Annotated in this window: 22 protein-coding genes; 13 read left to right on the top strand and 9 right to left on the bottom strand. The window is 57.3% G+C overall.

Going from position 1 to position 22376, the window contains the following annotated elements:
• Positions 1 to 135 precede the first annotated feature (135 nt).
• The 4 genes from ADA16_RS00535 to ADA16_RS00520 all read left to right on the top strand — a co-directional run bounded on the left by ADA16_RS00535 (position 136) and on the right by ADA16_RS00520 (position 4518).
• Positions 136 to 384, top strand: a complete 249-nt coding sequence (locus ADA16_RS00535; protein WP_005509477.1) for a DUF3039 domain-containing protein — start codon at positions 136 to 138, stop codon at positions 382 to 384.
• Positions 381 to 2126 (top strand): DEAD/DEAH box helicase, encoded by a 1746-nt coding sequence (locus ADA16_RS00530; protein WP_048758368.1) that lies wholly within the window; start codon positions 381 to 383, stop codon positions 2124 to 2126. The genes ADA16_RS00535 and ADA16_RS00530 overlap by 4 nt, the downstream gene beginning before the upstream one ends.
• 51 nt (positions 2127 to 2177) lie before the next feature.
• Entirely contained in the window at positions 2178 to 2609 is a 432-nt protein-coding gene (locus tag ADA16_RS00525; RefSeq protein WP_048758367.1) for a hypothetical protein, read from the top strand.
• A 292-nt stretch (positions 2610 to 2901) separates the two neighbouring features.
• A complete protein-coding gene (locus tag ADA16_RS00520) occupies positions 2902 to 4518 on the top strand; it encodes an SLC13 family permease (protein ID WP_048758366.1) in 1617 nt (538 codons plus the stop codon).
• A gap of 362 nt (positions 4519 to 4880) precedes the next feature.
• On the opposite strand, the gene ADA16_RS00515 is transcribed toward ADA16_RS00520, so the two are convergent.
• Together ADA16_RS00515 and ppgK are read right to left on the bottom strand one after the other, a co-directional pair.
• Positions 4881 to 6428 (bottom strand): RNA polymerase sigma factor, encoded by a 1548-nt coding sequence (locus tag ADA16_RS00515; RefSeq protein WP_048758365.1) that lies wholly within the window; start codon positions 6426 to 6428, stop codon positions 4881 to 4883.
• Positions 6429 to 6823: 395 nt separating this feature from the next.
• Positions 6824 to 7579 (bottom strand): polyphosphate--glucose phosphotransferase, encoded by a 756-nt coding sequence (gene ppgK / locus ADA16_RS00510; RefSeq protein WP_048758426.1) that lies wholly within the window; start codon positions 7577 to 7579, stop codon positions 6824 to 6826.
• Positions 7580 to 7613: 34 nt separating this feature from the next.
• Here ppgK and ADA16_RS00505 point away from each other — a divergent pair, with 34 nt between their 5' ends.
• Positions 7614 to 8591 (top strand): inositol monophosphatase family protein, encoded by a 978-nt coding sequence (locus tag ADA16_RS00505; protein WP_053084281.1) that lies wholly within the window; start codon positions 7614 to 7616, stop codon positions 8589 to 8591.
• Between the two features lie 9 nt (positions 8592 to 8600).
• Here ADA16_RS00505 and ADA16_RS00500 read toward each other — a convergent pair whose 3' ends face one another.
• Entirely contained in the window at positions 8601 to 9209 is a 609-nt protein-coding gene (locus tag ADA16_RS00500) for a LytR C-terminal domain-containing protein (protein ID WP_161797579.1), read from the bottom strand.
• A gap of 202 nt (positions 9210 to 9411) precedes the next feature.
• Between ADA16_RS00500 and ADA16_RS00495 the strand changes: the two genes are divergently transcribed.
• The gene (locus ADA16_RS00495; protein WP_048758363.1) at positions 9412 to 9708 is read left to right on the top strand and encodes a DUF4193 domain-containing protein; all 297 of its coding nucleotides are present in this window, start codon (positions 9412 to 9414) and stop codon (positions 9706 to 9708) included.
• A 113-nt stretch (positions 9709 to 9821) separates the two neighbouring features.
• Here the strand turns inward: ADA16_RS00495 and ADA16_RS00490 are convergent, their stop codons facing one another.
• Positions 9822 to 10298, bottom strand: a complete 477-nt coding sequence (locus ADA16_RS00490; protein ID WP_048758424.1) for a DUF3093 domain-containing protein — start codon at positions 10296 to 10298, stop codon at positions 9822 to 9824.
• Positions 10299 to 10464: 166 nt separating this feature from the next.
• Between ADA16_RS00490 and dut the strand changes: the two genes are divergently transcribed.
• The 3 genes from dut (at position 10465) to ADA16_RS00475 (ending at position 13220) form a co-directional block, all read left to right on the top strand.
• Entirely contained in the window at positions 10465 to 10917 is a 453-nt protein-coding gene (dut, locus tag ADA16_RS00485) for a dUTP diphosphatase (protein ID WP_048758362.1), read from the top strand.
• A 123-nt stretch (positions 10918 to 11040) separates the two neighbouring features.
• Complete coding sequence (locus ADA16_RS00480; RefSeq protein WP_048758361.1) at positions 11041 to 11820, top strand: DUF3710 domain-containing protein; 780 nt, start codon at positions 11041 to 11043, stop codon at positions 11818 to 11820.
• Positions 11821 to 11954: 134 nt separating this feature from the next.
• Positions 11955 to 13220, top strand: a complete 1266-nt coding sequence (locus ADA16_RS00475; protein WP_048758360.1) for a class I SAM-dependent RNA methyltransferase — start codon at positions 11955 to 11957, stop codon at positions 13218 to 13220.
• On the opposite strand, the gene ADA16_RS00470 is transcribed toward ADA16_RS00475, so the two are convergent.
• On the bottom strand, positions 13221 to 14510 hold the full coding sequence (locus tag ADA16_RS00470) for an HRDC domain-containing protein (RefSeq protein WP_239659284.1): 1290 nt from the start codon (positions 14508 to 14510) through the stop codon (positions 13221 to 13223).
• Between the two features lie 52 nt (positions 14511 to 14562).
• Entirely contained in the window at positions 14563 to 15135 is a 573-nt protein-coding gene (locus tag ADA16_RS00465; RefSeq protein ID WP_082150614.1) for a DUF3000 domain-containing protein, read from the bottom strand.
• A gap of 151 nt (positions 15136 to 15286) precedes the next feature.
• On the opposite strand from ADA16_RS00465, the gene hemE reads away from it, so the two are divergent.
• The 3 genes from hemE to hemQ all read left to right on the top strand — a co-directional run bounded on the left by hemE (position 15287) and on the right by hemQ (position 18775).
• Positions 15287 to 16396: a uroporphyrinogen decarboxylase gene (gene hemE / locus ADA16_RS00460; RefSeq protein ID WP_048758357.1), complete on the top strand. Its 1110-nt coding sequence runs from the start codon at positions 15287 to 15289 to the stop codon at positions 16394 to 16396.
• A 104-nt stretch (positions 16397 to 16500) separates the two neighbouring features.
• Complete coding sequence (gene hemG, locus ADA16_RS00455; protein WP_048758356.1) at positions 16501 to 17979, top strand: protoporphyrinogen oxidase; 1479 nt, start codon at positions 16501 to 16503, stop codon at positions 17977 to 17979.
• Positions 17980 to 18076: 97 nt separating this feature from the next.
• A complete protein-coding gene (hemQ, locus tag ADA16_RS00450; protein ID WP_016422664.1) occupies positions 18077 to 18775 on the top strand; it encodes a hydrogen peroxide-dependent heme synthase in 699 nt (232 codons plus the stop codon).
• Positions 18776 to 18867: 92 nt separating this feature from the next.
• Here hemQ and msrB read toward each other — a convergent pair whose 3' ends face one another.
• From msrB to ADA16_RS00435, 3 genes are read right to left on the bottom strand one after another with little or no spacing between them, the layout of a single operon-like run.
• Positions 18868 to 19293, bottom strand: coding sequence for a peptide-methionine (R)-S-oxide reductase MsrB (msrB, locus tag ADA16_RS00445; protein WP_048758355.1), 426 nt, complete (start codon positions 19291 to 19293; stop codon positions 18868 to 18870).
• Positions 19286 to 20674 (bottom strand): glycosyltransferase family 87 protein, encoded by a 1389-nt coding sequence (locus ADA16_RS00440; protein ID WP_239659283.1) that lies wholly within the window; start codon positions 20672 to 20674, stop codon positions 19286 to 19288. The genes msrB and ADA16_RS00440 overlap by 8 nt, the downstream gene beginning before the upstream one ends.
• A gap of 11 nt (positions 20675 to 20685) precedes the next feature.
• Complete coding sequence (locus ADA16_RS00435) at positions 20686 to 21498, bottom strand: dihydrofolate reductase family protein (protein WP_048758353.1); 813 nt, start codon at positions 21496 to 21498, stop codon at positions 20686 to 20688.
• Positions 21499 to 21601: 103 nt separating this feature from the next.
• On the opposite strand from ADA16_RS00435, the gene ADA16_RS00430 reads away from it, so the two are divergent.
• Positions 21602 to 22099, top strand: coding sequence for a ferritin (locus ADA16_RS00430; protein WP_048758352.1), 498 nt, complete (start codon positions 21602 to 21604; stop codon positions 22097 to 22099).
• The last annotated feature ends 277 nt before the right edge of the window (positions 22100 to 22376 follow it).

Genomic DNA, 22376 nt, shown 5'->3' with positions numbered 1-22376 from the left:
CTGGCTGTGCCCCCTGCAGCCGACTGCGTGCGTAGGCAGAGCGGAGTCGTTGATAGTGGCAATAGACAGCAGCCAGCAGAGGCCCGCACCTGGGGCACTAGGCATAATTTGACCGATGGGGCACAATTGGACTTTGTGAGCACTCCATTGAAGACGACCAAGACGATTGAACGCACTGATACCCGCGTCGATGAGTCGACGAGGGACGACACCCCGAAGTTCTTCCATTACGTCAAGAAGGACCAGATCGTGAATTCCGCGGTCAACGGCTCCTACGTCGTTGCTCTGTGCGGTGAAACGTTCCCGGTCAAGAAGTCGGCCAAGCCGGGTTCGCCGGTATGCCCTGACTGCGAGCGGATTTACAAGTCCCTGCGTCGCAAGTGAGCGGGCTTCGTAAATGGCAGCAGGAGGCCCTCGACAAGTACCTGACAACTAACCCCAAGGACTTCCTTGCGGTGGCTACACCGGGCGCGGGTAAGACCACCTTCGCCCTGCGCATCGCCAGTGAGTTGCTGTCGCGCCGAATTGTCGAGCGCATCATTGTCGTAGTTCCCACCGAGCACCTAAAGGTGCAGTGGGCTGCTTCCGCTGCTCGTTCGGGGATTGCGTTGGATCCCAAGTTCTCCAACGCCAAGGGCGTTGTCAACCCTTCCTACCAAGGAATCGTTGTGACGTACGCCCAAGTCGCCGTGCATCCCTTCAAGCACCATGCCGTAGCCACCGCTCGGCCGACATTAGTGATTCTGGACGAGGTGCACCACGGCGGCGATGCCAAGAGCTGGGGCGACGGTATTTGCGAGGCCTACGGCGATGTCGAGCGCCGCCTGTGCCTAACCGGTACACCGTTTCGCTCCGACGACGCGGCAATTCCGTTTGTGCGCTACTCGCCGGACGGGGACGGTTATTCGCGCTCCGTCGCCGATTACACGTACGGCTATTCCAATGCGCTTGCCGACGGCGTCGTGCGTCCGGTGGTCTTCCTGGCTTACTCCGGTGAAGCCCGCTGGCGTGACAGCGCGGGCGATGAGTTTGCCGCGCGCCTCGGTACTGTGATGAGCCCGGAGGAGACCACGAGAGCCTGGCGCACCGCGCTCGATCCGAAGGGCGAATGGATGCCGTCGGTGCTGCGGGCAGCGCACACCCGTCTCTCGCAGATGAGGCAGCATATTCCGGACGCAGGTGGCTTAGTTATCGCCTCAGACGCAGCGACTGCGCGTGCATACAAACGCATTCTCGAACAAATCGCCTCTACGCCGGTGGCGCTGGTGCTCTCAGACGAGCCTGGCTCGTCGGAACGCATTAAGACCTTTTCCGAGTCCACTGACGAGTGGATGGTGGCCGTGCGCATGGTTTCCGAAGGCGTTGACGTGCCGAGGCTTGCCGTCGGCGTGTACGCGACTAGCTCGTCGACGCCGCTTTTCTTCGCGCAGGCTATCGGTCGATTTGTGCGAAGCCGCATGCCAGGGGAGACGGCTTCTGTTTTTCTGCCATCGATCCCAGTACTACTTGATTTGGCCTCTCAGATGGAGGTGCAACGCAATCACGTCCTCGGCAAGCCGGATCGGCCTTCGGAAGGCTGGGAAGATGACTTGGTCGCTGAGGCCAATCGCCGCAAGGATGAGCCCGACGAACTACTGCCCGCGTACGAATCCATCGGTGCGGATGCTGAACTCGACTACCTGATTTACGACGGGTCTTCTTACGGCACCGCAACCATCGCCGGTTCCGCCGAAGAGGCTGACTACCTGGGCTTGCCAGGGCTTCTCGACGCTGATCAGATGCGGCTCTTGCTGCGTCAGCGGCAAGATGAACAACTTAAGGCTGCTAGTGCCCGTGAGAAGGAAGCTCGAGAGGAGGCGAGGGAGTCGTCGTCAAGCGGAGGCGATGCCGGCGCGGTGCACCGCATCGAGGGCTCGGCCTATCCGAGACCGCAAAAGGTGGCCAGTGAGGTATTGCCGAAGTTGCGGAAGGAACTCAATACCTTGGTGTCAATGACAGCGGCGCGAACTGGCAAGCCTCACGGACAGGTTCATAACGAGGTTCGACGCGCCTGCGGTGGTCCGCCGACCGCTCTGTGTACGGAGGAACAGCTGCGCGATCGCATTAGCTACCTGCGCAATTGGTAGGGTTTCAAGCTATCTGAGCAATCTATCGGACAGATGATGGTGGAGAGAAAAATGTCGGCAAGCAGTAATCGGGCAAAGACCTCAGAATCGGCTGGCGGGGGTTTGTCGGCTGTCGCCGGTAATGAGGGCCGGACTATCGGGGTATTGGCGCTTATCTTTGGCGTCGGTGGACTCTTGATGTCCTGGATGATTGTTGGTGGCATCCTCGGTGTCGTTGGCATTGTTCTGGGCATAATCGCGATGGCGAAGGCAATGAGCGCGAAGAAACGCGTACAGGCTGCTGGGGGAGAAGCAGCTATCAGCGGTTCGTTCGGCTTGGGCATTGTTGGCATTGTGACGGGTATTGCTGCCGTCGTGGTGTCGCTGATGTTGTACTCGTCGACATCTGATGCGATGTCGAAGTGCGAGAAATTCGAGCGCACCTCGGCAGAATATGCGGAGTGCATCTCTAAGCAGATGGGTACTGATCAGCCGAAGGAATAAGCGGAATGACTGCGACCGCGGTAGCTATGGGTGTCTCGTTCGAGGGCAGAACTTCTGGTTAACGCTAGTTGCGCAGCTATGAAATGAGTTAACCCCGTTATTCACCCCCGAAGTCCAACTGCCTGCAGTTTCGGTCGGGGGTTTCTTAGTGAAATCTCATGTTCGGCCGAGTGTTGGTAATGATATTGGTGTCAGAAAGTACCCACATTTGGCATCCCCTACATGCGGTAAACTGTGACCATGCGTGCAAAAACAGGATGTCTGCTGATTGATTTTTATAGGAGCGTGAACCGTGGCGGCGACATCGACGCGCGACAACTCCCCGGAACTGTCACCCGGCCAACAAGACCGTGGTTACCTCAGCCGGGAACTTTTCCGAAAGCGCACCGGTCTGGGACTCGGTATCATTCTGTCTCTGCTCGTGTACTTCATCATGCCGGCGGAGCTCGATCACAACCTGCGTGCAACGGCTGGTGTAGCAGTGCTCATGGCCGTGTGGTGGATGTCCGAGGCAATCCCGATTGCTGTGACGGCGCTGCTACCACTGGCGCTGTTCCCGATTCTCAACCTGGCTGAGATTAAGGAGTTCTCGGGCAAGTACACCGACCCGACCATCTTCCTCTTTATGGGGGGCTTCCTGTTGGCGCTGGCAATGCAGCGCTGGAACTTGCACAAGCGCGTTGCGCTGTGGGTTCTGGTGGTTATGGGGTCGTCACCGAAGATGCTGATTCTTGGCTTCATGGTGGCCACCGGATTCCTGTCTATGTGGGTATCCAACACGGCTACAGCGGTGATGATGCTGCCAATCGGTGTATCCGTTCTGAGCCTGATCGTCCGCATGTTGCACGATGAGAAGGTGGCAGCGAAGGCTGCGGGCTCTCCGGGGGCGGCAGGAGAATCGGTTACCGAAACCCCTGGCGGAGAGGCACTCGAAGAGGCGGAGGAGTCGTCGTCAAGCTATGACCCGATGCCTAAGTCGAACTTCGGTATCGCGCTGATGCTGGGTATTGCGTACTCGGCATCGATTGGTTCGCTGGGCACGATTATCGGTACACCGCCGAACGCCATGCTGGCGGCCTACATGGCGGAGCAGGGTGTCAATATCGGATTTGGCCAGTGGATGCTGTTGGGTGTCCCGGTGGCGATTGTGCTCATGTTCTGTGCCTGGTTCCTGTTGACGAACGTGCTTTTCAAGCCGGAGATTACGCACATTCCGGGCGGCCGTGAGCTGATGCGTGATGAGCTCAAGCGCCTCGGTCGTATGTCTGCTGGAGAGCGCCGCGTGCTTATGGTGTTTATCGCAGCTGCGCTGGCGTGGGTCTTCGTTCCGGTCCTGCTGCCCGACACCAAGATCGCCGATGCGGTGATTGCTATGACCGTGGGTATCGCACTGTTCATCATTCCCGGCGGCCCTGATGGAGTGAAGCTGATGCGCTGGGAAAATGCGTTAGAGCTGCCCTGGGGCGTGCTGCTACTGTTCGGTGGTGGCCTGGCACTGTCCTCGCAGTTCGGTGCCTCTGGGTTGTCGGACTGGATTGGCGACCAACTGGCTACCCTTGGTTGGATGCCAGTGGCTGCACTCGTGGTTGTCGTCGGCGCAGTTGTGCTGTTCCTGACCGAGTTCACCTCGAACACCGCGACGGCCGCGACCTTCCTGCCGTTGGTTGGTGCCATGGCAATCGGGTTGGGCCACGACCAGATGATCTTCGCAGTTCCGGTTGCTCTGGCGGCTACATCGGCGTTCATGATGCCGGTTGCAACACCGCCGAACGCCATCGCCTACGGCTCCGGCTACGTCAGCATGGACAACATGGTCAAGGCCGGCGTTTGGCTGAACATCATCGCGCTGATTGTGATTTCCGTGGCTTCGCTGACACTGCTGCAGTGGGTATTCGGCGTCGTGTACTAGCGGGGTATTCAATAGCCGGTAGCGGATGGTGGGGCACTACGTTGGAGCCCCACCGGACTGTTTCGCCTAGCGTTGCTTAGATTCCCCCTCGCCCCGTTCCACTGTGGTGGTCCGGGGCTTTGGGCTGCAAATGTGAAACTGTGTGAGTTTATAGCACTTTCAGGCAATTTTTCGGCCCAATTTTGCTATAAGCGCGGTCACTAACTCGTATTGTCCTGCCGTCGCCCGCCATAAATGCAGTCACTAACCCGATAGCCCTGCCCCCCCTAAAGAGAATCGGGCCCGAATAAGGTGTGAAACCTCATTCAAGCCCGATTTTTGGGTTTAGCTGTTAGCCCCACGAACTGCTCCAAGTGAAAGCGTTACTCCAAGTAGTCGCGCAGCACCTGCGAACGCGATGGGTGACGCAGCTTGGACATCGTCTTGGACTCAATCTGACGGATGCGCTCGCGCGTCACACCGTAGACCTGGCCAATCTCGTCGAGAGTACGTGGCATGCCGTCGGTAAGGCCAAAGCGCAGACGGACGACACCGGCTTCACGTTCGGAGAGTGTCTCTAGGACGTCGCCAAGCTGATCTTGGAGGAGCGTGAAGCTGACGGCGTCAACGGCGATGACTGCCTCGGAGTCCTCAATGAAGTCACCGAGCTGAGAGTCGCCCTCGTCACCGATGGTCTGGTCCAGCGAAATCGGCTCACGAGCGTACTGCTGAATCTCGAGAACCTTTTCCTCGGTGATATCCATCTCCTTAGCGAGCTCTTCCGGGGTGGGCTCTCGGCCCAGATCCTGGAGCAGCTCACGTTGAATACGGCCGAGCTTATTAATGACCTCGACCATGTGAACCGGAATACGAATGGTTCGAGCCTGGTCAGCCATTGCACGCGTGATGGCCTGGCGAATCCACCACGTTGCGTAAGTGGAGAACTTGTAGCCCTTGGTGTAGTCGAATTTCTCGACAGCGCGAATCAGGCCGAGGTTGCCCTCTTGAATAAGGTCAAGGAAAGCCATGCCGCGGCCGGTGTAGCGCTTCGCCAGAGAAACCACGAGACGGAGATTGGCCTCCAGCAGATGGTTCTTAGCACGCTGGCCATCACGAGAAATTTCGCGCAAGTCGCGCTTCTGCGCGTAGGCGATGCGCTCGCCGGCCTCCTTGGCCTCGTCAATCTTGAACTGCGCGTACAGTCCGGCTTCGATGCGCTTAGCCAGGCTAACCTCTTCCTCGGCGGTCAGCAGTGCGACCTTACCGATCTGCTTGAGGTAGGCGCGGACGGAGTCAGCGGACGCAGTGAGAGCAGCATCCTTGCGGGCTTGACGCAGACGAGCTGATTCGTCCTCGTTCCAGACCTCATCGCCCTCGTCCTCGTCGTCCTCTTCTTCGTCGTCCTCTTCATCATCGTCGAGGTCGTCGTCTTCGAGGTCGTCGTCATCCAGATCATCATGAAGATTGTCGTCTTCGAGATCATCATCCAGATCCGGGTCGTAGTCCCGCTCTTGCTCCAGGTCGTGGTCGAGATCCTCGTCCTCGAGCTCCTCGTTCTCAGTAGCGTCGAGAGCCTGAGCGTCCTTCGCCTTAGCCGCAGCAGCCTTAGCTGCAGTGGCCTTTGCGGCCGTTGCCCGCTTAGGTGCCTTCTTGGCAGCGGCCTTACGCGTGGTCTTCTTAGCTGCCGACTTCTTGGCTGCCTTCTTCACGGTCTTTTTGGCAGCTGTCTTCTTAGCGGTAGTCTTTTTCGCCGCCGTCTTTTTAGCAGCTGTCTTTTTGGCAGCAGTTTTCTTCGCAGCAGTCTTCTTTGCCACGGTCTTCTTCACTGCCTTCTTAATGGCCTTCTTTACAGCCTTCTTTGCAGGAGTAGCTGAACCGGTGCCACTCCCGGTGGATTGGTCCTGAGCTTGCCCCAGTTCGTTGCCTGCCACGAACGCCCTTTCACGATGTACGTTGTGTGCGCCGCCAATGTCGCCGCCAGCTCCTCTCGGATAGAGAGAAGCTCAACGCGCCAGTGGTGCGCCTTTACTTCGTCTATAGCCAACTAGCCGAATGGGAAACATTCGGAGCTGACCTTTTCGTGCCACGGTCATCAGTGTTGCTTTTCTGGCTCCTAGCGAAGAAGTAATCGGTGAAAACCCTCATCTAAGCGGTGTGCTTGAATTCGATTTCCCAATCCTCCTCGAGCCTGTTGATTATTCAACCTTGCCGTGAGTCAACTTCTTATTGTAAACCAATTCTGAAAATCGCCGCCACGGGGCATGGCTTCCACTATGTGTCAAGCCCGCCACCCTGGCAGCAATCCCCATACTAAGAATGCGCCTGCTTAAGGGTAAAGCCCCTGTTCAGCTGCAAAGGCCGCCCCGGCAATACCCGCATTATTATCCAGACTTGCGGGGACAACTGGAGCCTTACATGTCAACAGCGGAATCCACTTTTCGTGCTCGCGACTGATTCCGCCGCCGACGATAATCCTCGACGGCCAAAACAGTGCCTCATACGTCTTTAAGACCTTGCTAACTCGCTCAGCCCACTCTTCGAAGCCGAGTGCTTCGACATCTTTAACTCGTGCCGATGCAAAGTGCTCGGCCTCCATGCCATCAATGATGAGGTGACCCAACTCCGAATTGGGGTAGAGCAGTCCGTCATGAATAAGCGCGGAGCCGATTCCGGTGCCGAAAGTCAGCAGCAGTACCGCGCCGGTCTTGTTATCGGGATCGCCGAACTGGACTTCAGCAAGGCCGGCAGCGTCAGCGTCGTTAAGCACGTGCGCCTTATTGTTGGGCAGGTGCTTAGCGAAGAGCTCTTGGCAGTTTGTATCGACCCATGAATCGTCAATATTGGCAGCCAGCAGTGCTATTTGGTTCTGGACGACGGAAGGAATGGTGATGCCTACATCGGAATCCCACTGCGCAATGTCCACAATTTCCGCAATGGTCTTCGCAACCGCTTCCGGAGTCGCCGGCTGCGGCGTGAAAATCTTGATGCGGTCGCCAATGAGCTGCCCAGTATCAAGGTTCACGCGACCACCCTTGATTCCCGAGCCTCCGACATCGATGCCAAATCCAATTCGTTGTCCCATAGCTGAAATTGTACGAAACGCACACAATGGGAGCATGAGCAATAATTCGCATAGCACCGAGAAAACCGCTAACACCGCAGGTAATGAGCTATTTATTGCGCAGAGTAATCCGGGGTCCGCGCGCCCCAGCGGCAGTGAATTGCGTGCTCGTGCGGTACTCATCGCACGCGCAGCCTCGGCGCATATCGTCCGCCGCCGTGCCGAACTCGGCTCCGACGGGGTTTTAGCCAGCTCCGAAACTAAGACCTCCGCCGTGGACCCTGTCACAATCGTCGACCGCGAATCCGAGGAGCTCATTCGTGCGCTCATCAAGACTTTTAGCAGCACCGATTGCATTGTGGGCGAAGAAGGAGGGCTTGACGACGGCGCCAGTTCCCCAGCGCAGACGGCCGACGAGGGCGAAGCGGTGACCTGGATTGTAGACCCCATCGACGGTACGGTGAATTTCCTCTACGGTCTGCCCAACTTTGCCGTAAGTATCGCCTGCGCCGTAGGCCATGAAGTAGTGGCCGGAGCGGTAGTAAATGTCGCCTCAGGCGAGATTTATAGCGCAGCAAAGGGAGAGGGCGCTCAGGTTTCTCGGTGGGACGGTACGGTGCAGGCGCTTAATTGTTCACCAACGGCCGAGCTGGAGAAAACCCTTGTGGCAACGGGATTCAGCTATTCCGCTAGCCTCCGGCAGGTGCAGGGTCGTATAGCGTCGCAGTTGCTGGGGGAGTGTCGAGATATTCGTCGCATGGGATCGGCGGCGCTGGATCTGTGCATGGTGGCGCACGGTCGTGTTGATGCGTATTACGAGCACGACATCAAGATTTGGGACTATGCAGCAGGTGCGCTGATTGCGGCTGAAGCAGGAGCAAAGCTTAGGGTTCCTGAATTCACTCAGTGTGCCCACGCTGCTGGCCGGCCGGAGGGAGACCCACTCGATTACGTTGTCAGCGCGGCGAGTCCTGGAGTAGCCGATGCGTTCTTCGATGCGTTGGATGGCGCGGTCGCGCAGGCTCGGCCTTAGGGCATCGGCCTAGGAGCAGGTGCTGGAGCGCAAGGAAGCCAGCCCCTCGAGGTCAGCCTGCTCACCACGGTTTAAGGCGGCCATCGTCTCCTCTGCTTGGCTGGCTACGTCGAGCTCCTTGAATCCCCCACCTAACGACACATCGACAGTTGCATCTGGGCGGCCATCGTGGATGAGCTCGAAACAGGGGAAGAGGGCGTGAAGCGCTGCAGCGTGGCCACTGAACTCCTGGCCGAAACGCAGCTGGCCGAAGCAACTGAGATCCTGGTTCTCCACAATCGGGTCGTTGCCGTAAGGAACCTGCTCATCGAGAACGAAATCGAGCTGTCGCAACTGTTCGGCGACGGTCGTGGCCTGGCCGACTTTGCCGTTCGCGTTATAAACGCGCACATGGACATCAGATGGTGGAACGACGTGTTCACCAATCAGAGTGGTTGAGGAAACAGGGGTACCAGCTGAGGGGAGGGAACAGGACACCGGGTAACTAGTCGGCTGGCTGCGGAAAGCCAGTACCCACGACGTCGCGGTAATTGCTATAGCGACCACGGAAAGCACCACGTAGGGAACAATTTTTCGTCGATGTGATGCTCTTGAGGTGCTTGCGGGGCCTGAACTCATAGTCATCATGTTATCTTCTTCTCGGCTAATCGACCTAGAAACCTATGGTGACCTGCAGAGATGACAGATTGCGTGAATTGCCTTAATATCCGCTGAGAAAGACGCTGGAGAATACGACATGTCAATCGTCTCAAGGCGTTGTATTGTCCGAGAAAAGTCAGTTCACAATGTCTAGAAAAGGTCCAGAAAGAAGGTTTGGGACATGGCTGTAAACTACGATGCCCCGCGTACTCGTGAAACCGAAGAGCTGGAGACCGATTCCCTCGAGGGCCTTCAGGCTGCATCTGCCGAAAAGGAAATCGACGATACCGACGACGGTGAAATTGTCGAGCCGTTCGAGTTGCCGGTAGCCGACATCGCGGGTGAAGAATTCGATATGGACGTTGCCCCGAAGGGCGCGGACGAATTCACCTGTGGCTCCTGTTTCATGGTGATGCACCGCTCGATGATTGCGGTCGATAACGGTGATGGGTTCCCCATCTGCCAGGACTGTGCTTAGTCCCCGTTCAACCCGCACAAGTTCCTGGCAAAAGGAAAAACCGCCGCTAGCGCGATTACGGCGATGGCGCTGGGGCCGTCGTCAAGCGTGTAGCGGCGGGGAAAGATTGCGACCTAGCGGTCGAAGAGGCTGTCAAGCAGTGCCTCTGGACGGCGGGTGGAGACCAGCCAATAGGGGGTGGGGTCGTCTGGATCGTCCAAAACGAGCAGCACCATCGTGGGAATCCACGTGTGCGTAACCAGGAAAGCTGCCGGATCGAGCTGACGGCCCAATGCATTGCGTTGCGCGGACTTCGGGACCACCAGGGATTTGGCAACAACCGATGCCGGCAGAACTGCCGTGTCGGCGTGGAGCCAGTGCTCACCTGTGCTATCCACTTCCACAGACACCGTGGTCTTCGACATAGTCAAAAGCACCCACACGCCTACAGCCAGACAGATAATGCCGCCGATAACAAGCCAAATCGGTGAACGATTAAAGCCAATCTGGGCCGTACACACGAAAACAGCAGCAGCGCCGAGTGCCCAGAACCACCAGGGAACCCAGAGCTTTTCGGAATAGACAATCGATGAATCTCCACTCGAGCTCATTGGCATTGCCGCACCATCAGAGACGGGTGCCGAGCTGTCGTCGCGACGAGGCTGCAGGTTATCTTTTCCACTCACGATTATTCATTCTAGGGCACGGCTATGCTCGGTACTGACAAGGCCGAAGAGCGGTTCTTAGAAGACGCGACAGTGAAGGACATACAAGGTCATGACTTATGCCCCGGTACGAGTGAAAAAGCTCGATAAGGATGCAGTGATTCCGCAACGTGCGCATGCTGATGATGCCGGAGTGGATCTGAGCTCCGTGGAGGATGTCGTCCTAGCACCGGGGCAGCGGGCGCTCGTAGGTACAGGTATTGCTATTGCATTGCCGGCAGGCACGGTGGGGTTGGTTCATCCGCGCTCCGGCTTGGCCTTTAAAAAGGGGCTATCCATCGTGAACGCCCCCGGCACAATTGATGCCGGCTATCGCGGTGAAATCAAAGTTTGCCTAATCAACTTGGACCCGAACAATGCGGTGGAGATTGTCAAGGGCGATCGAATTGCCCAGTTGGTCGTGCAAAAAGTGGAGCTCTGCCCGATGGTCGAAGTCGACGAGCTCGATGAAACGGAACGTGGTGCTGGCGGCCACGGGTCGACTGGGGTATCAACCACTCTCTAAAACGTCTCTGACAGCGCGAGAACCCCGCCAAGTGTGGTTCAATGCGTGAAGAGCTCAATACAGCGTTTACAAAAGCTTTTCCTTTTTCAAAAATTTCTTTTAGCGAGGTGTCAATAAACCACCATGTGGCCATTTGGAAAGAAGAACCAGTCAGAAGACCCAACTGCTGAGGCTGAGGCTGCTACCACCGAGTCTGCGGCGCCAGCTCCGGAGGACGCTGCCGAAACCGTGCAGGACGACGCGCCGGAGACCACCGCGGAGAATGCACCGGCAAACGGCCCGTTCGATATCAACAGCGCTAGCCCGACGCAGTTTGATTTCTCCGACTTCGCGAAGGCCAGCCTAAACCTCGGTTCGATGCTGCTGCCCATTCCTCACGTGGGAGATATTCAGGTGGAGATGGGGCCGACAGGTCCGACCATGCTGCACGTCGCCACTCAGCACGGCCGCGTAACTCCTGTAGCATTTGCTGCTCCGACTTCGGGTGGCCTCTGGGAGGAGTCCGCACAGGAAATCAAGGACGGCCTTGAGTCGGATGGTCTCGATGTCCACGTCGAGCAGGGGCCGTGGGGTTCTGAAGTCGTAGGCCGCACCTCCGACATGGAAATGCGCATCATCGGCGCCGATGGCCCGCGTTGGATGCTTCGCATGACGGCCTCCGGTCCGGCTGATCAGGCGGAGGAACTTGCGGACCTCGCCCGTGGCGTCCTCGCCCGTAGCTTCGTCTCTCGCGGTGAGAACCCGATGCCGGCAGGCCAGCCGCTTCCGGTCACTCTGCCGGCCCAGATGGCCGAGCAGATTCGTCAGGCATACCAGCAGCAGACCCAGGCTGCTCAAGCTGAAGGTGAGCCTGGACAGGTGCCAGGAGCTACCGGCATCAACCCCGATGGTTCCACTAACTGATCAGAGCGCAGGGTCAGCAGGGAAAATCTCGTTGCCAGACTGGTAAGAAGGCCACCTACAGGCAACACTGTGCCGTGCACGCCGCCGTCACCCGACGGCGGCTTTTCTGTCCCCAGCGGGTAGTATCACACTGCGTGAACATCGAAGTGACTATTGACCGCCCCGCTGCCGGCGGAGAATTCATTGCCAGCTATGACGGCCGCATCGGTTTCGTCACCGGTGGCATCCCCGGCGAACGCGTTGTTGTCGAGATCGCCAATCCAGATGCCAAGCTGTGGCGCGGCAATGTCGTTGAGGTTCTGGATGCCTCAGAGCACCGTATTTTTCAGAGCTGCGATGCAGCTCAACAGGGCGCAGGGTGCTGCGACTGGGGTTTTATTGACCCGGAGTACGCTGCGGGTCTCAAGGTTGACGTTTTAAGCGATTGCCTGCGCCGTCTTGGCCGTTTTAACGATGACGAGCTGCCAGCTATCGATGTCCTCCCACTGGCGCCCACTTCCCACTGGCGAACACGCGTGCGTCTCGGTGTGGATTCCCAGGGGCGGGCCGGTCTGCGTCGTTCTCGTTCCCACGAGCTCGTCATCGGCTCCGAGTGCGCCCAGACGGTACCCAATCTCATCGCTGGCTTTACGACGGCCGGAACTATCCCCGTAGCTGAGCCCGCTCGCGGTAGAGGGCGCAAGACGCCGAAGCCGGGAGAACTCCATGTGGCAATGGATGCAGCGGGTAACCGAAGCGCTGTGTACGTCTCCGGCAGTGGCCGGAACCGAAAGCAAACAGTGATTGAAGGTGAGTCAACCACACAGCACACTGTTCACGGCATTACCTTTGATGTTCCGACTACCGGTTTCTGGCAAGCCCATCGCCATGCTCCTGAGTTCTATGGCTCGCGCATCATTAACCTGTTGGCCGGCCAGTCCTTCTCCTGTGCTTGGGATCTCTACGGCGGAGCAGGCGTTCTGGCGGCGGCACTGCGCAAGCTAGTGGACGCTGAGGGCTCAATTCTCTCTGTCGAGGGTTTTGCCACAGCAGCGGCGGCAGGACGTAAGGCCTTCACTGCTGCCGACCACAGGGGGAATGCGTCGCCATCGGCACCAGTCCGATTCGTTACCGGGGATGTCACCAAGGTTGTGCGCCGCGAAACCGCTAATAAGGACACCCCAAATCCGGACATCGTCGTTCTCGACCCTCCGCGCACCGGCACTGGCAAGGACGCCATTGCCGCAATTGCGGAGGCCACGCCACGCGTGGTGGTTCACTTCGGCTGCGATCCGGCGACTTTCGCCCGAGATGCTCGGTACTGGGCTGACCACGGCTACCGGTTCAAGCACATCGAGGTCGTAGACGCATTTGGTCTAACCCATCACTTTGAAACCATCGCGGTGCTGGAGCGGGCGTAGCTAGAGCGGGTTCCGCATGGGCGCAAGAACATAGGCACCGATGACGTCGGCAAGCAAATGTGCCTGCCATGGGCGGAAACCCTGCTCACTGAGGTGGGCGGAGATTTCCGTAACGGCTGGCAGGCCGGCCGCGTAGTTGTTGTGGTGGCGGAATGCGAATGAGCCGAGTGTGCGACTGTGAATCCACCAAACCATTTCACGTGTCTGCGCGGAGGTGATGAGAGTGTCTTTGCGCAGGTGAATGTGTGTACAGGTGTTGTCGATGGTGGCTTGTGCAGTTTCGTAAAGTGCGGCGGCCTGCGGAGCATGTTCCGCCCAGCGCCGAAATTGCGGCATCTCGTTTCGAGAGGGCTTTTGGAGCTTTGGCCACGATGACTTGGGTTCCTGTCGGGCTTCATTGATGACCCTCAGCCAAGCGTCCGCGGCACCGCGACGGCGCCGCGGAAATCCACGGATAGCGGTTAACTCACTCTGCGTACCGGGAAGTTGTTCTGCGATTGTGCGTAAAACACTGTGACCCATGATGTGAGTCGGGGAGACATCACGTTCTTTGGCGATTTCATCACGCTCAGTCCACAGCGCGCGGGCGACGTGGAGCTGTTCGGAAGTACGCAACTTTCCTATGCCTTTAAGCCCCTGCCACGATTGCCCGACGTGTAGACCATCGAGGTATTTGCGGTGTATGGCGAGTTCGCGTTCACATTCCTGTTCCAGCCATTCCAGGCGGTCGAGTTCAGCGAGCGCCTGAGACAGAACCTCGGCGAGTTCGATGAGCAGCTCGACATCCAGTGCTGCGTAGTCCAGCCAATCCGCTGGGAGTGGGCGAGTAGACCAATCCTCGCGACCGTGCCCCTTGGCCAGTCCAACACCCAGGATTTTCTCCGTTAAAGCCGCTAAGTTGACTCGCTCGAGACCGAGGAGCCTGCCCGCCAGCTCAGTGTCAATGACCTTGGCGGGGTAGAGGCCCAAGGCTGCAAGGCAGGGAAGGTCAGAATGCGCTGCGTGAATGATCCAGGTCAGGTCGTTGATTGAGGAACCGAGGTAGGCCATTGCCTCGCGACCGTATTCGGGATCTATGAGAAAGGTACCGGCTCCGCGGCGACGAAGTTGGAGTAGGAATGCGCGGTCGTCATAGCGATACGCCGAAGCGCGTTCAGTATCGACTGCGAGCCAACCGTGTCCTTTGGCCAGCTGCTCACTGGCGGCGATGATGTCGTCGACATCGGAGAGCACGCGTGGAGTTCCCTCGATAGGGGCAAGTCTTACTTCCACGTCGGGACTTGTTTCCACGTCGGAGCTCATCACACGCCTTTTCGGTCGTCGGTATCAGCAGTTGCCGGTATCAGCCCAGAAGGGATACGCCGACGGGCGGCAGACCAGCGACGTTCGCCAACACTTGAGCGAAGGATTCAACATGAGTGCGCAGGTCGGTGCCACGAGCCGTCCACGATGCACGCATTTCCAGCTGAAAGGCCTGTGGCTTGCCGCCAATCTCGCCATAGCGGACAGAGTTTGTGGTCGTAACCGTGCCACCCAAGTTAGAAAGCTCGGCGTTGTTCTCAGCCAGAGCCTCAGTGAGCCATTGCCAGGCAACCTGGGGAAGTAATGGGTCTTCTGCGAGGGATGCGTCCATATCTGCCTGGATGTATGCAACCAAGCGCATATCGCCGTCCCAGGTTTCCTCACTGCGAGGGTCGTGGAGCAAAATTAAACGACCAAAGGCATCGTCATCCGAGGACTCGGGGACAATATCAGCTTCGGGCTGCGTGACCTCAAGCGAGACAGCGTGGCTAAAAGGTGCCAGCTTCTGCGGTGGCCGAACGGTGCCCAGAGCAATCTCAGGTCGCAGCTCAGCGGAGTGCATTGACTCGACCGCGGCGCGGAAGTTCTGTGGCGTTGAATCGGTTCCATTCACGCGCCTGAACTTATCTATATGTCGCGCGCGTTAGTGGGAGGCGCGCCGAAAAGAGCGGAAAGCGACCGAGAGGTTCCTCAAAGTGCACAGCAGGGCGAGCAATTTCGCTGTTCTTACTACCCCACATATCAATTTTTAAGGTAGGTGGGGCATGATTGTCCGTATGAACAATCGTCGCACTTTGACTGATGCCCCGATTCTTGATGCAGCCTACGGTCGCACTCCTTCGCGCCGTCCGGTCTGGTTTATGCGGCAAGCAGGTCGTTCGCTGCCTGAATACCGTGAAGTTCGCAAGGACATCGGTATGTTGGACTCCTGCTTCCGTCCGGAGCTGCTTGCTGAGATTACGATGCAGCCAGTACGTAGGCACGACGTTGATGCTGCGATTCTGTTTTCCGATATCGTCGTCCCATTGAAGGCAGCGGGCGTCAACCTAGATATTGTTCCCGGTCGCGGTCCGGTAATGGATGCTCCGGTGCGCTCGGAAGCAGACATCAAGACTCTGCCGGAGGTCACAGAGGATCAGCTCGCTCCTGTGGCCGAAGGAATCGGCCTCATTTTGCAAGAGCTGACTGATTCCCAGGCGCTTATTGGTTTCGCTGGCGCTCCGTTCACCTTGGCGTCGTACCTGATTGAAGGCGGCCCGTCTCGCAATCACGAGCGCACTAAAGCGCTCATGCACTCGGATCCCGAATTGTGGAATCACCTGATGCAGAAAATCACCCCCATGGTGATTACTTTCCTGCGCGCGCAGATTGCGGCTGGTGTGGACGCTGTCCAGCTCTTCGACTCCTGGGCTGGCTACCTCACCGAGCGTGATTATCGCCGTTTTGTGTTGCCGTACTCGAAGGAGATCTTCCAGTCCGTTGCCGATGCCGGAATACCGCGTATTCACTTCGGTGTGGGCACCGGGGAGCTTCTGGGTGCTATGGCTGAAGCCGGCCCAGAAGTCATGGGCGTGGACTGGCGCGTGCCGCTGGACGTTGCGGCCAACCGCATTCGTGCCACGCTTTCCGACGTCAACCGAGGCGCAGACCCGTCGCAGAACAGCCTTGCACTGCAGGGCAACCTCGACCCGGCCATTCTGTTTGCCGGTGAAGCTGCCATGACCCAAGAGATTCAGCGCATCTGCGCCGAGGCTGACCGCGCAATTAAGCGTGGTGATGCCCGTGGACATATCTTCAACCTGGGGCACGGGGTGCTGCCGCATACCGATGCGGACGCGATTACGCGTGCCGTTGAAATCATTCACGCAACGTAGAAGCTGACGCAACAAGTGTAAGAGCGGACACTAGTTCACTTCCAACAAGTCATATCGACAGTGTCCACTTGGAATACGGGCATAGAGAAAGCGTACGAAATATCGTGGTTATACAACCTTTTACCATTGCCGTTGTCGGTGGCGGTATCTCCGGTTTGACCGCAGCGTATGAGTTGCGGAAGAAAATGGGTCCCGCCACTCGAATCATTGTTATCGAGTCCAGTTCGCAGGTGGGCGGCAAGCTGAAGACTCGACCAGGAGCTAACGGCCCTCTTGAGGCAGGCGCCGAGGCGTACCTGGCATTCCGCCACGATGCCACCGAGTTCTTCAACGAACTCGGGTTGGCAGATCAGCTTGTCGCCCCTTCGGGGCTGCCTTCCAAGCTCTACATTGGCGGTGAACTTAAGGACCTTCCGCGCAATACCGTTACCGGTATTCCAGGAAGTTCAGAGGGCTTGGACTATCTCCTCAGCGAGGAAACTCTCGCCAAGATTGATGCCGAGTCGGATCCTAAGCTCACTCCAGCCCTGCACTGGGTGTTGGGCGACGACATGAATGTCGGCCAGCTGGTCGCTGCGCGTCTCGGCGAAGAGGTCGTCGACCGCATCGTCTCCCCGCTACTCGGGGGAGTCTACTCAACCACCGCATACGATCTCGGGCTCCGTGCGACCATCCCTCAGCTAGCAGCAAAGCTCGACGAAATGGCTAGTGTCGGTGACCACGTCAGTCTTACCGGCGCTGTTCAGCGTGTTCTGGAGGCTCGTAAGCAGGCGCACCAGGCGCGCCTGAGCAGTGAAGACGTGACAGATTCGACAAAGACGAAGCGACCGGTGGTCTTCCAGACGTTCCGCGATGGCTTCGAGGTTCTCTACAACACGCTTGTCGACGAATCGGGAGTAGAACTCCTCCTGTCGACGAAGGCCACCGGTCTGCGGCAGACTGACAATGGCTTTGAGGTGACCGTGGAACTGCCGTCGGAAAGCGGAACGAGCATCAGCACTATTGACGTCGACGGTGTTGTGTTGGCGGCACCCTCTGCAACCACTTCGGAGCTCTTGAGCAATCTTGCGCCAGAGGCGGCGGAGCTCATTGGCGGGGTAGACACGTCGAACTCGGCAGTGGTCGGTATGTGTTTCGACTCGTCGGAAGGGTTGCCAGAGATCAACGGTGTGCTGTGCGAGATTGGCGCGGACCTGTCTGCGAAGGCTTTCACTGTGTCGTCTCGAAAATGGCCACATATTGGCGAGCGCTACGGTGCCGTTGTGAGGGCGAGCTTCGGTCGTTTTGATGATGACTCGCACGTGCATCGCAGCGACGAGGACCTCCTCGCCCGGGCGAAGGCAGACTTGGCTAAGGCGACTGGCTTTGATGCCGAACCGACAGCGGTTTTCGTCCAACGTTGGTGGGCGGGAATTCCGCGCTTCGGTATGGGGCACGGGAGCTTGATGGATTTTGCTCGCCAGGACTTGGAAGAGGTGCCAAAGCTCGCCGCAACGGGTGCATGGCTCAGCGGTCCCGGTATTCCGGAGTGTATTTCCAACGCCAAGGCTGCGGCCGACAAGGTCGTTACGGAATTGGGATAACACTGCGAGTGACACTGAAATTCGGTGCTGAGTGGGGAACTGGCGCCGAACCATTGAATTTTTGAACAGACTTTTCAACCGAACTAGGAGAGAACTGATGACCAAGCTCGATTACAAGAAGCTCAACGACACCATCCGTTACACCATGTGGTCTACCTTCAAGGTGACCCCGGGCGCACTCGGAGAAAACCGCGAAGAGGCAGTGGCTAAGACCAAGGAATTCCTGGCTCGTTACGAAGACACTGACCTGATTATCCGCGGTTTCTACGACGTTTCGGCCATGCGTGCTGAAGCCGACTTCATGTTCTGGATTCACGCGGAGAAGCTGGAGGATCTGCAGGCCTTCTACAACGCCTTCCTGCGCGAAACTCCGCTGGGACAGGCTTCTACTCCGCACTGGTCTAATGCTGCGTTGCACCGTCCGGCTGAGTTCAACAAGTCGCACCTGCCGTCATTCATCATGGGCGAAGAACCGGGCCGATGGATTGCGGTTTACCCGTTCGTCCGTTCCTACGACTGGTACCTGCTGGAGCCGACCGAGCGTCGCCGTATCCTCGCCGAGCACGGAATGGCAGGTCGCGACTACCCGGATGTGCGTGCCAATACTGTCCCGGCATTCGCACTCGGCGACTACGAGTGGATTCTCGCGTTCGAGGGGCCGGAGCTTGACCGCATTGTCGACTTGATGTGGAAGATGCGCTACACCGAGGCTCGCCTGCACGTCCGCGAAGAGATCCCGTTCCACACGGGGCGTCGTGTGGATGACATCGCGGAGATTATTAACGTTCTGCCGTAGTTCTCGCAATCCACTAGACACCCAACAGCGCCACTGGTTAAAAACCCTGTCAACTTTCGGGGTACTACCAGCGGCGCTGTTGTCCTATTTGTTTATTCAGTGCTCTCATCCGGTTCCAGTGTGAGTGAAATTGAATTGATGCAATACCGCAGGTCGGTTGGAGTATTGTAGCCCTCTCCCTCGAAGACGTGGCCGAGGTGGGACTTGCAACGACTGCACAGAACCTCAGTGCGGACCATGCCGAGGCTCGCGTCTCGCCGCTCAATAATGCGGTCTCCTGCAAGGGGAGAAAAGAAAGATGGCCAACCGCAGTGAGAGTGGAACTTTTCGCTCGAGCGGAACAGTTCGTAACCACAAGCCCGGCAGCGGTAGACACCTTGAGTTTCAGTATCGGTGTATTCACCGGTGAAGGCGCGTTCAGTACCTGCCTGACGCAGCACCTGGTACTCGGCGGCATTGAGTCGCTTGCGCCATTCTTCTTCGCTCAGATTCCAATCTTCGCTGTGCGAATCAACCATTATGGGTAGCCTCCTCAGACTTGAGATCAGATTCCTGATTAAACTTCCCGCCTGCGATCTTCCACTCACCCAGCCAGCTGAAGCCGGATGCAAAGCTACGTCCATTGACGGCATCCACAATGGTCATCCGAACGAGTGCGGCCGTGATGGAGAGGATAAGAACGCCCCATCCAATGCCGCCGATTGCAACCGTGAACCACGGGAAAAAGAGGTCATCCTCATCAATCCACCAATTAGCGTAGAAGAAACAGAGTACGACCCCGAGTCCTGCGCCCCAATTCAACATGACAGTCGAACCAATATTTCCTTCATTGTCGCGATCCAGAACCAATGGGCGAAGCACGGTGAGAACCATTGGCAAGAGCATCATCGAGTAGTACTGCTGTCCCAGACTGGAAAGAAAGAACGCGCCGGTGAATAGAACTCCGGAAGTCGTTGCAATCCAGAACTTCTCATCCCTTTCGAGCCAGCGAAGAAGGAGCACGACAGATACCAAGACAAAAATGCCGAAAAAGATCCGCCACAGTAAAATCAGTGTCGGATGGGCACCCAGCCAAACAAGCTGCCCAGTCAGTGAAGCATTTGCAAAGTCACGGACAATTCCCAGGTAGGGGATAGTGATATCTAGGTAGTCACGTGGTTGGACCATGAGCGGCCACGCAATGACATTGGCTGCAATTACCACCCCGATACTGATCAGTACCGTAGAGAACTGCCTGCGCATGAACGGTAGGAACAGCATTGGCAAGAATACGGGTTTGATGGTGATTGCGATACCGATAATCAGGCCGGCCAAGATATTGCGTCGTTCGGTCAGTGCAATAAAAAACAGCACCAAGGCTAGGAACAGTGAACCGTTGACATTCGTAAAATCAAGGGTGTTGGTAACGGGTTCCGTGAGGTAGAGCAGTGCTATCGACGCTGGGATGATGGGACCCGAGCGCGCAATACCAAGCCACCTGAGTAGCAACACAATTGCCGCAATGATTGCAGCTGACTGAAATACCGCAAACCAGATTCGCCCAGATTCAAGTGAGCCGAACAAATCAATCGGGGCTAAAAGTAGAGTAGCGCCTGGCGAATACAGATAGTGCGGATCGGCTGTTACGTAGTCTTCCGAATAAACGGGTACCTGCGATACGAATCGATTAATTGCCGACCAGACCGTCGTAAAGTCATCTGTGCCAGAAACGTCCTTCGGTAAAACCCAGGTGCGGTGAAAAATCACCACAGCTGCGATAGGCCACAAGAAAGCGCTGAGTCCTCGCGACACGTGCCGAGACAGAGGGTGTGGAGCCACCGAAGGTGTTTCTGGCGTGTCCTTGGACGTTTGCGTTAATGCCGTTGCGCTTGCGCTCACGTCGATTTTTGGTTTACTCACAATACTCCACCCTACTGGGTGAAGCTGCGGGAATAGTGTAGGAAGATGTGTGAGTCGGCACGCAAGATATCCCGCACTTCAAAAGCCTGTGGGTTCGTCGAGTTCGAGTCCTCATCAGCGTCGTTTTCGCCGAAAGTTAGGGGGCCGTTACCCACCCATGTCGGTGACAACGTCAGGAACACTTCGTCAACGCACCCTTGCTGCAACGCCTCTCGATACATCGTCGGACCACCCTCTACGACAATGTCGCGGTAGCCGTGCTCGGCCAGCCACGTTATCGCCGCACCTACCGAGGGGGTAGGGAGCTTGACGACGAGCGCCCCGGCTGACTCCATCTTTCTAACTTTGTTCTCGTGCGCAGCTGTTTCCTCTTCATCATTAAAAGCATCTTCAGTCGGGGTGAAGATTATCGGAGGATTCGCTTCTGCGTTTGTAAAAAAGTCGGACTCTACGTCCAAGTCCAAGGAACGCGAGAGCGTGGACATTGCCACATGCTCAGAGCGACCAAGCTTTTGACGAACGGCCTCTAGGTGCTCCGGTATCTCAACTGGGCCGTAGTCTTCTGCGACAATGGTGCCCGTGCCGACGAAAATGACGTCGGCAAGCGCACGAAGCGTGTTGAAAATTGTGGCGTCGGTGTCATTGCCAAGCTGTCCTGAGGTGCCTTCGATGGCGCCACGTCCGTCCATACTGGTGACGGCGATGGCGGTAACTGTGGGAATGGCGGGGGGCTCCGCCGCTGAATCATCTGTCGTTTGTGCTGGTCGGGAAAGAAAGCGAAGAATTTCATCGGTAGATGGGTTTGCGGATGTGAGTGTAGCCATACCGCCGAGGTTAAGCTCACGATTGCAGAGTAGGCAAGGCCTGGCTTATAAGGGCAGTGCTATAATCGTTGTTGTTTACGAGGGTTTTACCTATAGTGAAGGTATGCGACTCACAGATACCCTTGAAAAGGCATTCAACGACCAGATCACTATGGAGCTCACCGCTTCGCACGTCTACCGTCAGCTCGCTATCGAGCTGGACCTGCTGGATCTCTCCGGTATGGCAGAGTGGATGCGTGCACAGGCGGAGGAAGAAATCGATCACGCCAATCAGTTCATCAACCACCTTGACGCTCGCGACAATCGCCCGCAGATTGGCGCCGTCGAGGCGCCGGAGGTGAAGGTCACATCCGCTATCGATGCATTCCGCATTGCGCTCGAGCACGAGGAGAAGGTTTCGGCATCTATCCGTAACCTGCGCAACCTTGCTGACAGCGAAGGTGACATCGACTCTCGTCCGCTGCTGGATAGCTTCGTAGTTGAGCAGATTGAGGAAGAGGACACCGTCCGCGGCATCATCGGTCGCCTGGAGATTCTGGGTGACAATGGCGCTGGCCTGCTGCGCCTGGACAAGGAGCTCGGCGCTCGCAACGCAGCGTAACCTCGAGTTCAATTCACAAATTTGATAGAAAAGACCGCTCCAGAGCTAAGTGCCTGGGGCGGTCTCTTCTATTCAGCTGAAACATCTATTGACGGAACTGGCGTCCAATCAAAACAAAGTTCGTGGAAAGGAAGATTCACTGTTTCCAGGTGGTAGCGCACGTTTCTGGTGTGTTTCGCGTGTGATTGACGAAAAACTCCCTTGTGGAGGACCACAAGGGAGTAACTTGAGCGGATGACGGGACTCGAACCCGCGACCCTAACCTTGGCAAGGTTAT

Source organism: Corynebacterium vitaeruminis (assembly GCF_001054325.1).
In the GTDB taxonomy this organism is placed as follows: Bacteria; Actinomycetota; Actinomycetes; order Mycobacteriales; family Mycobacteriaceae; genus Corynebacterium; species Corynebacterium vitaeruminis_A.
This window is presented reverse-complemented; position numbering and strand designations above follow the sequence as displayed.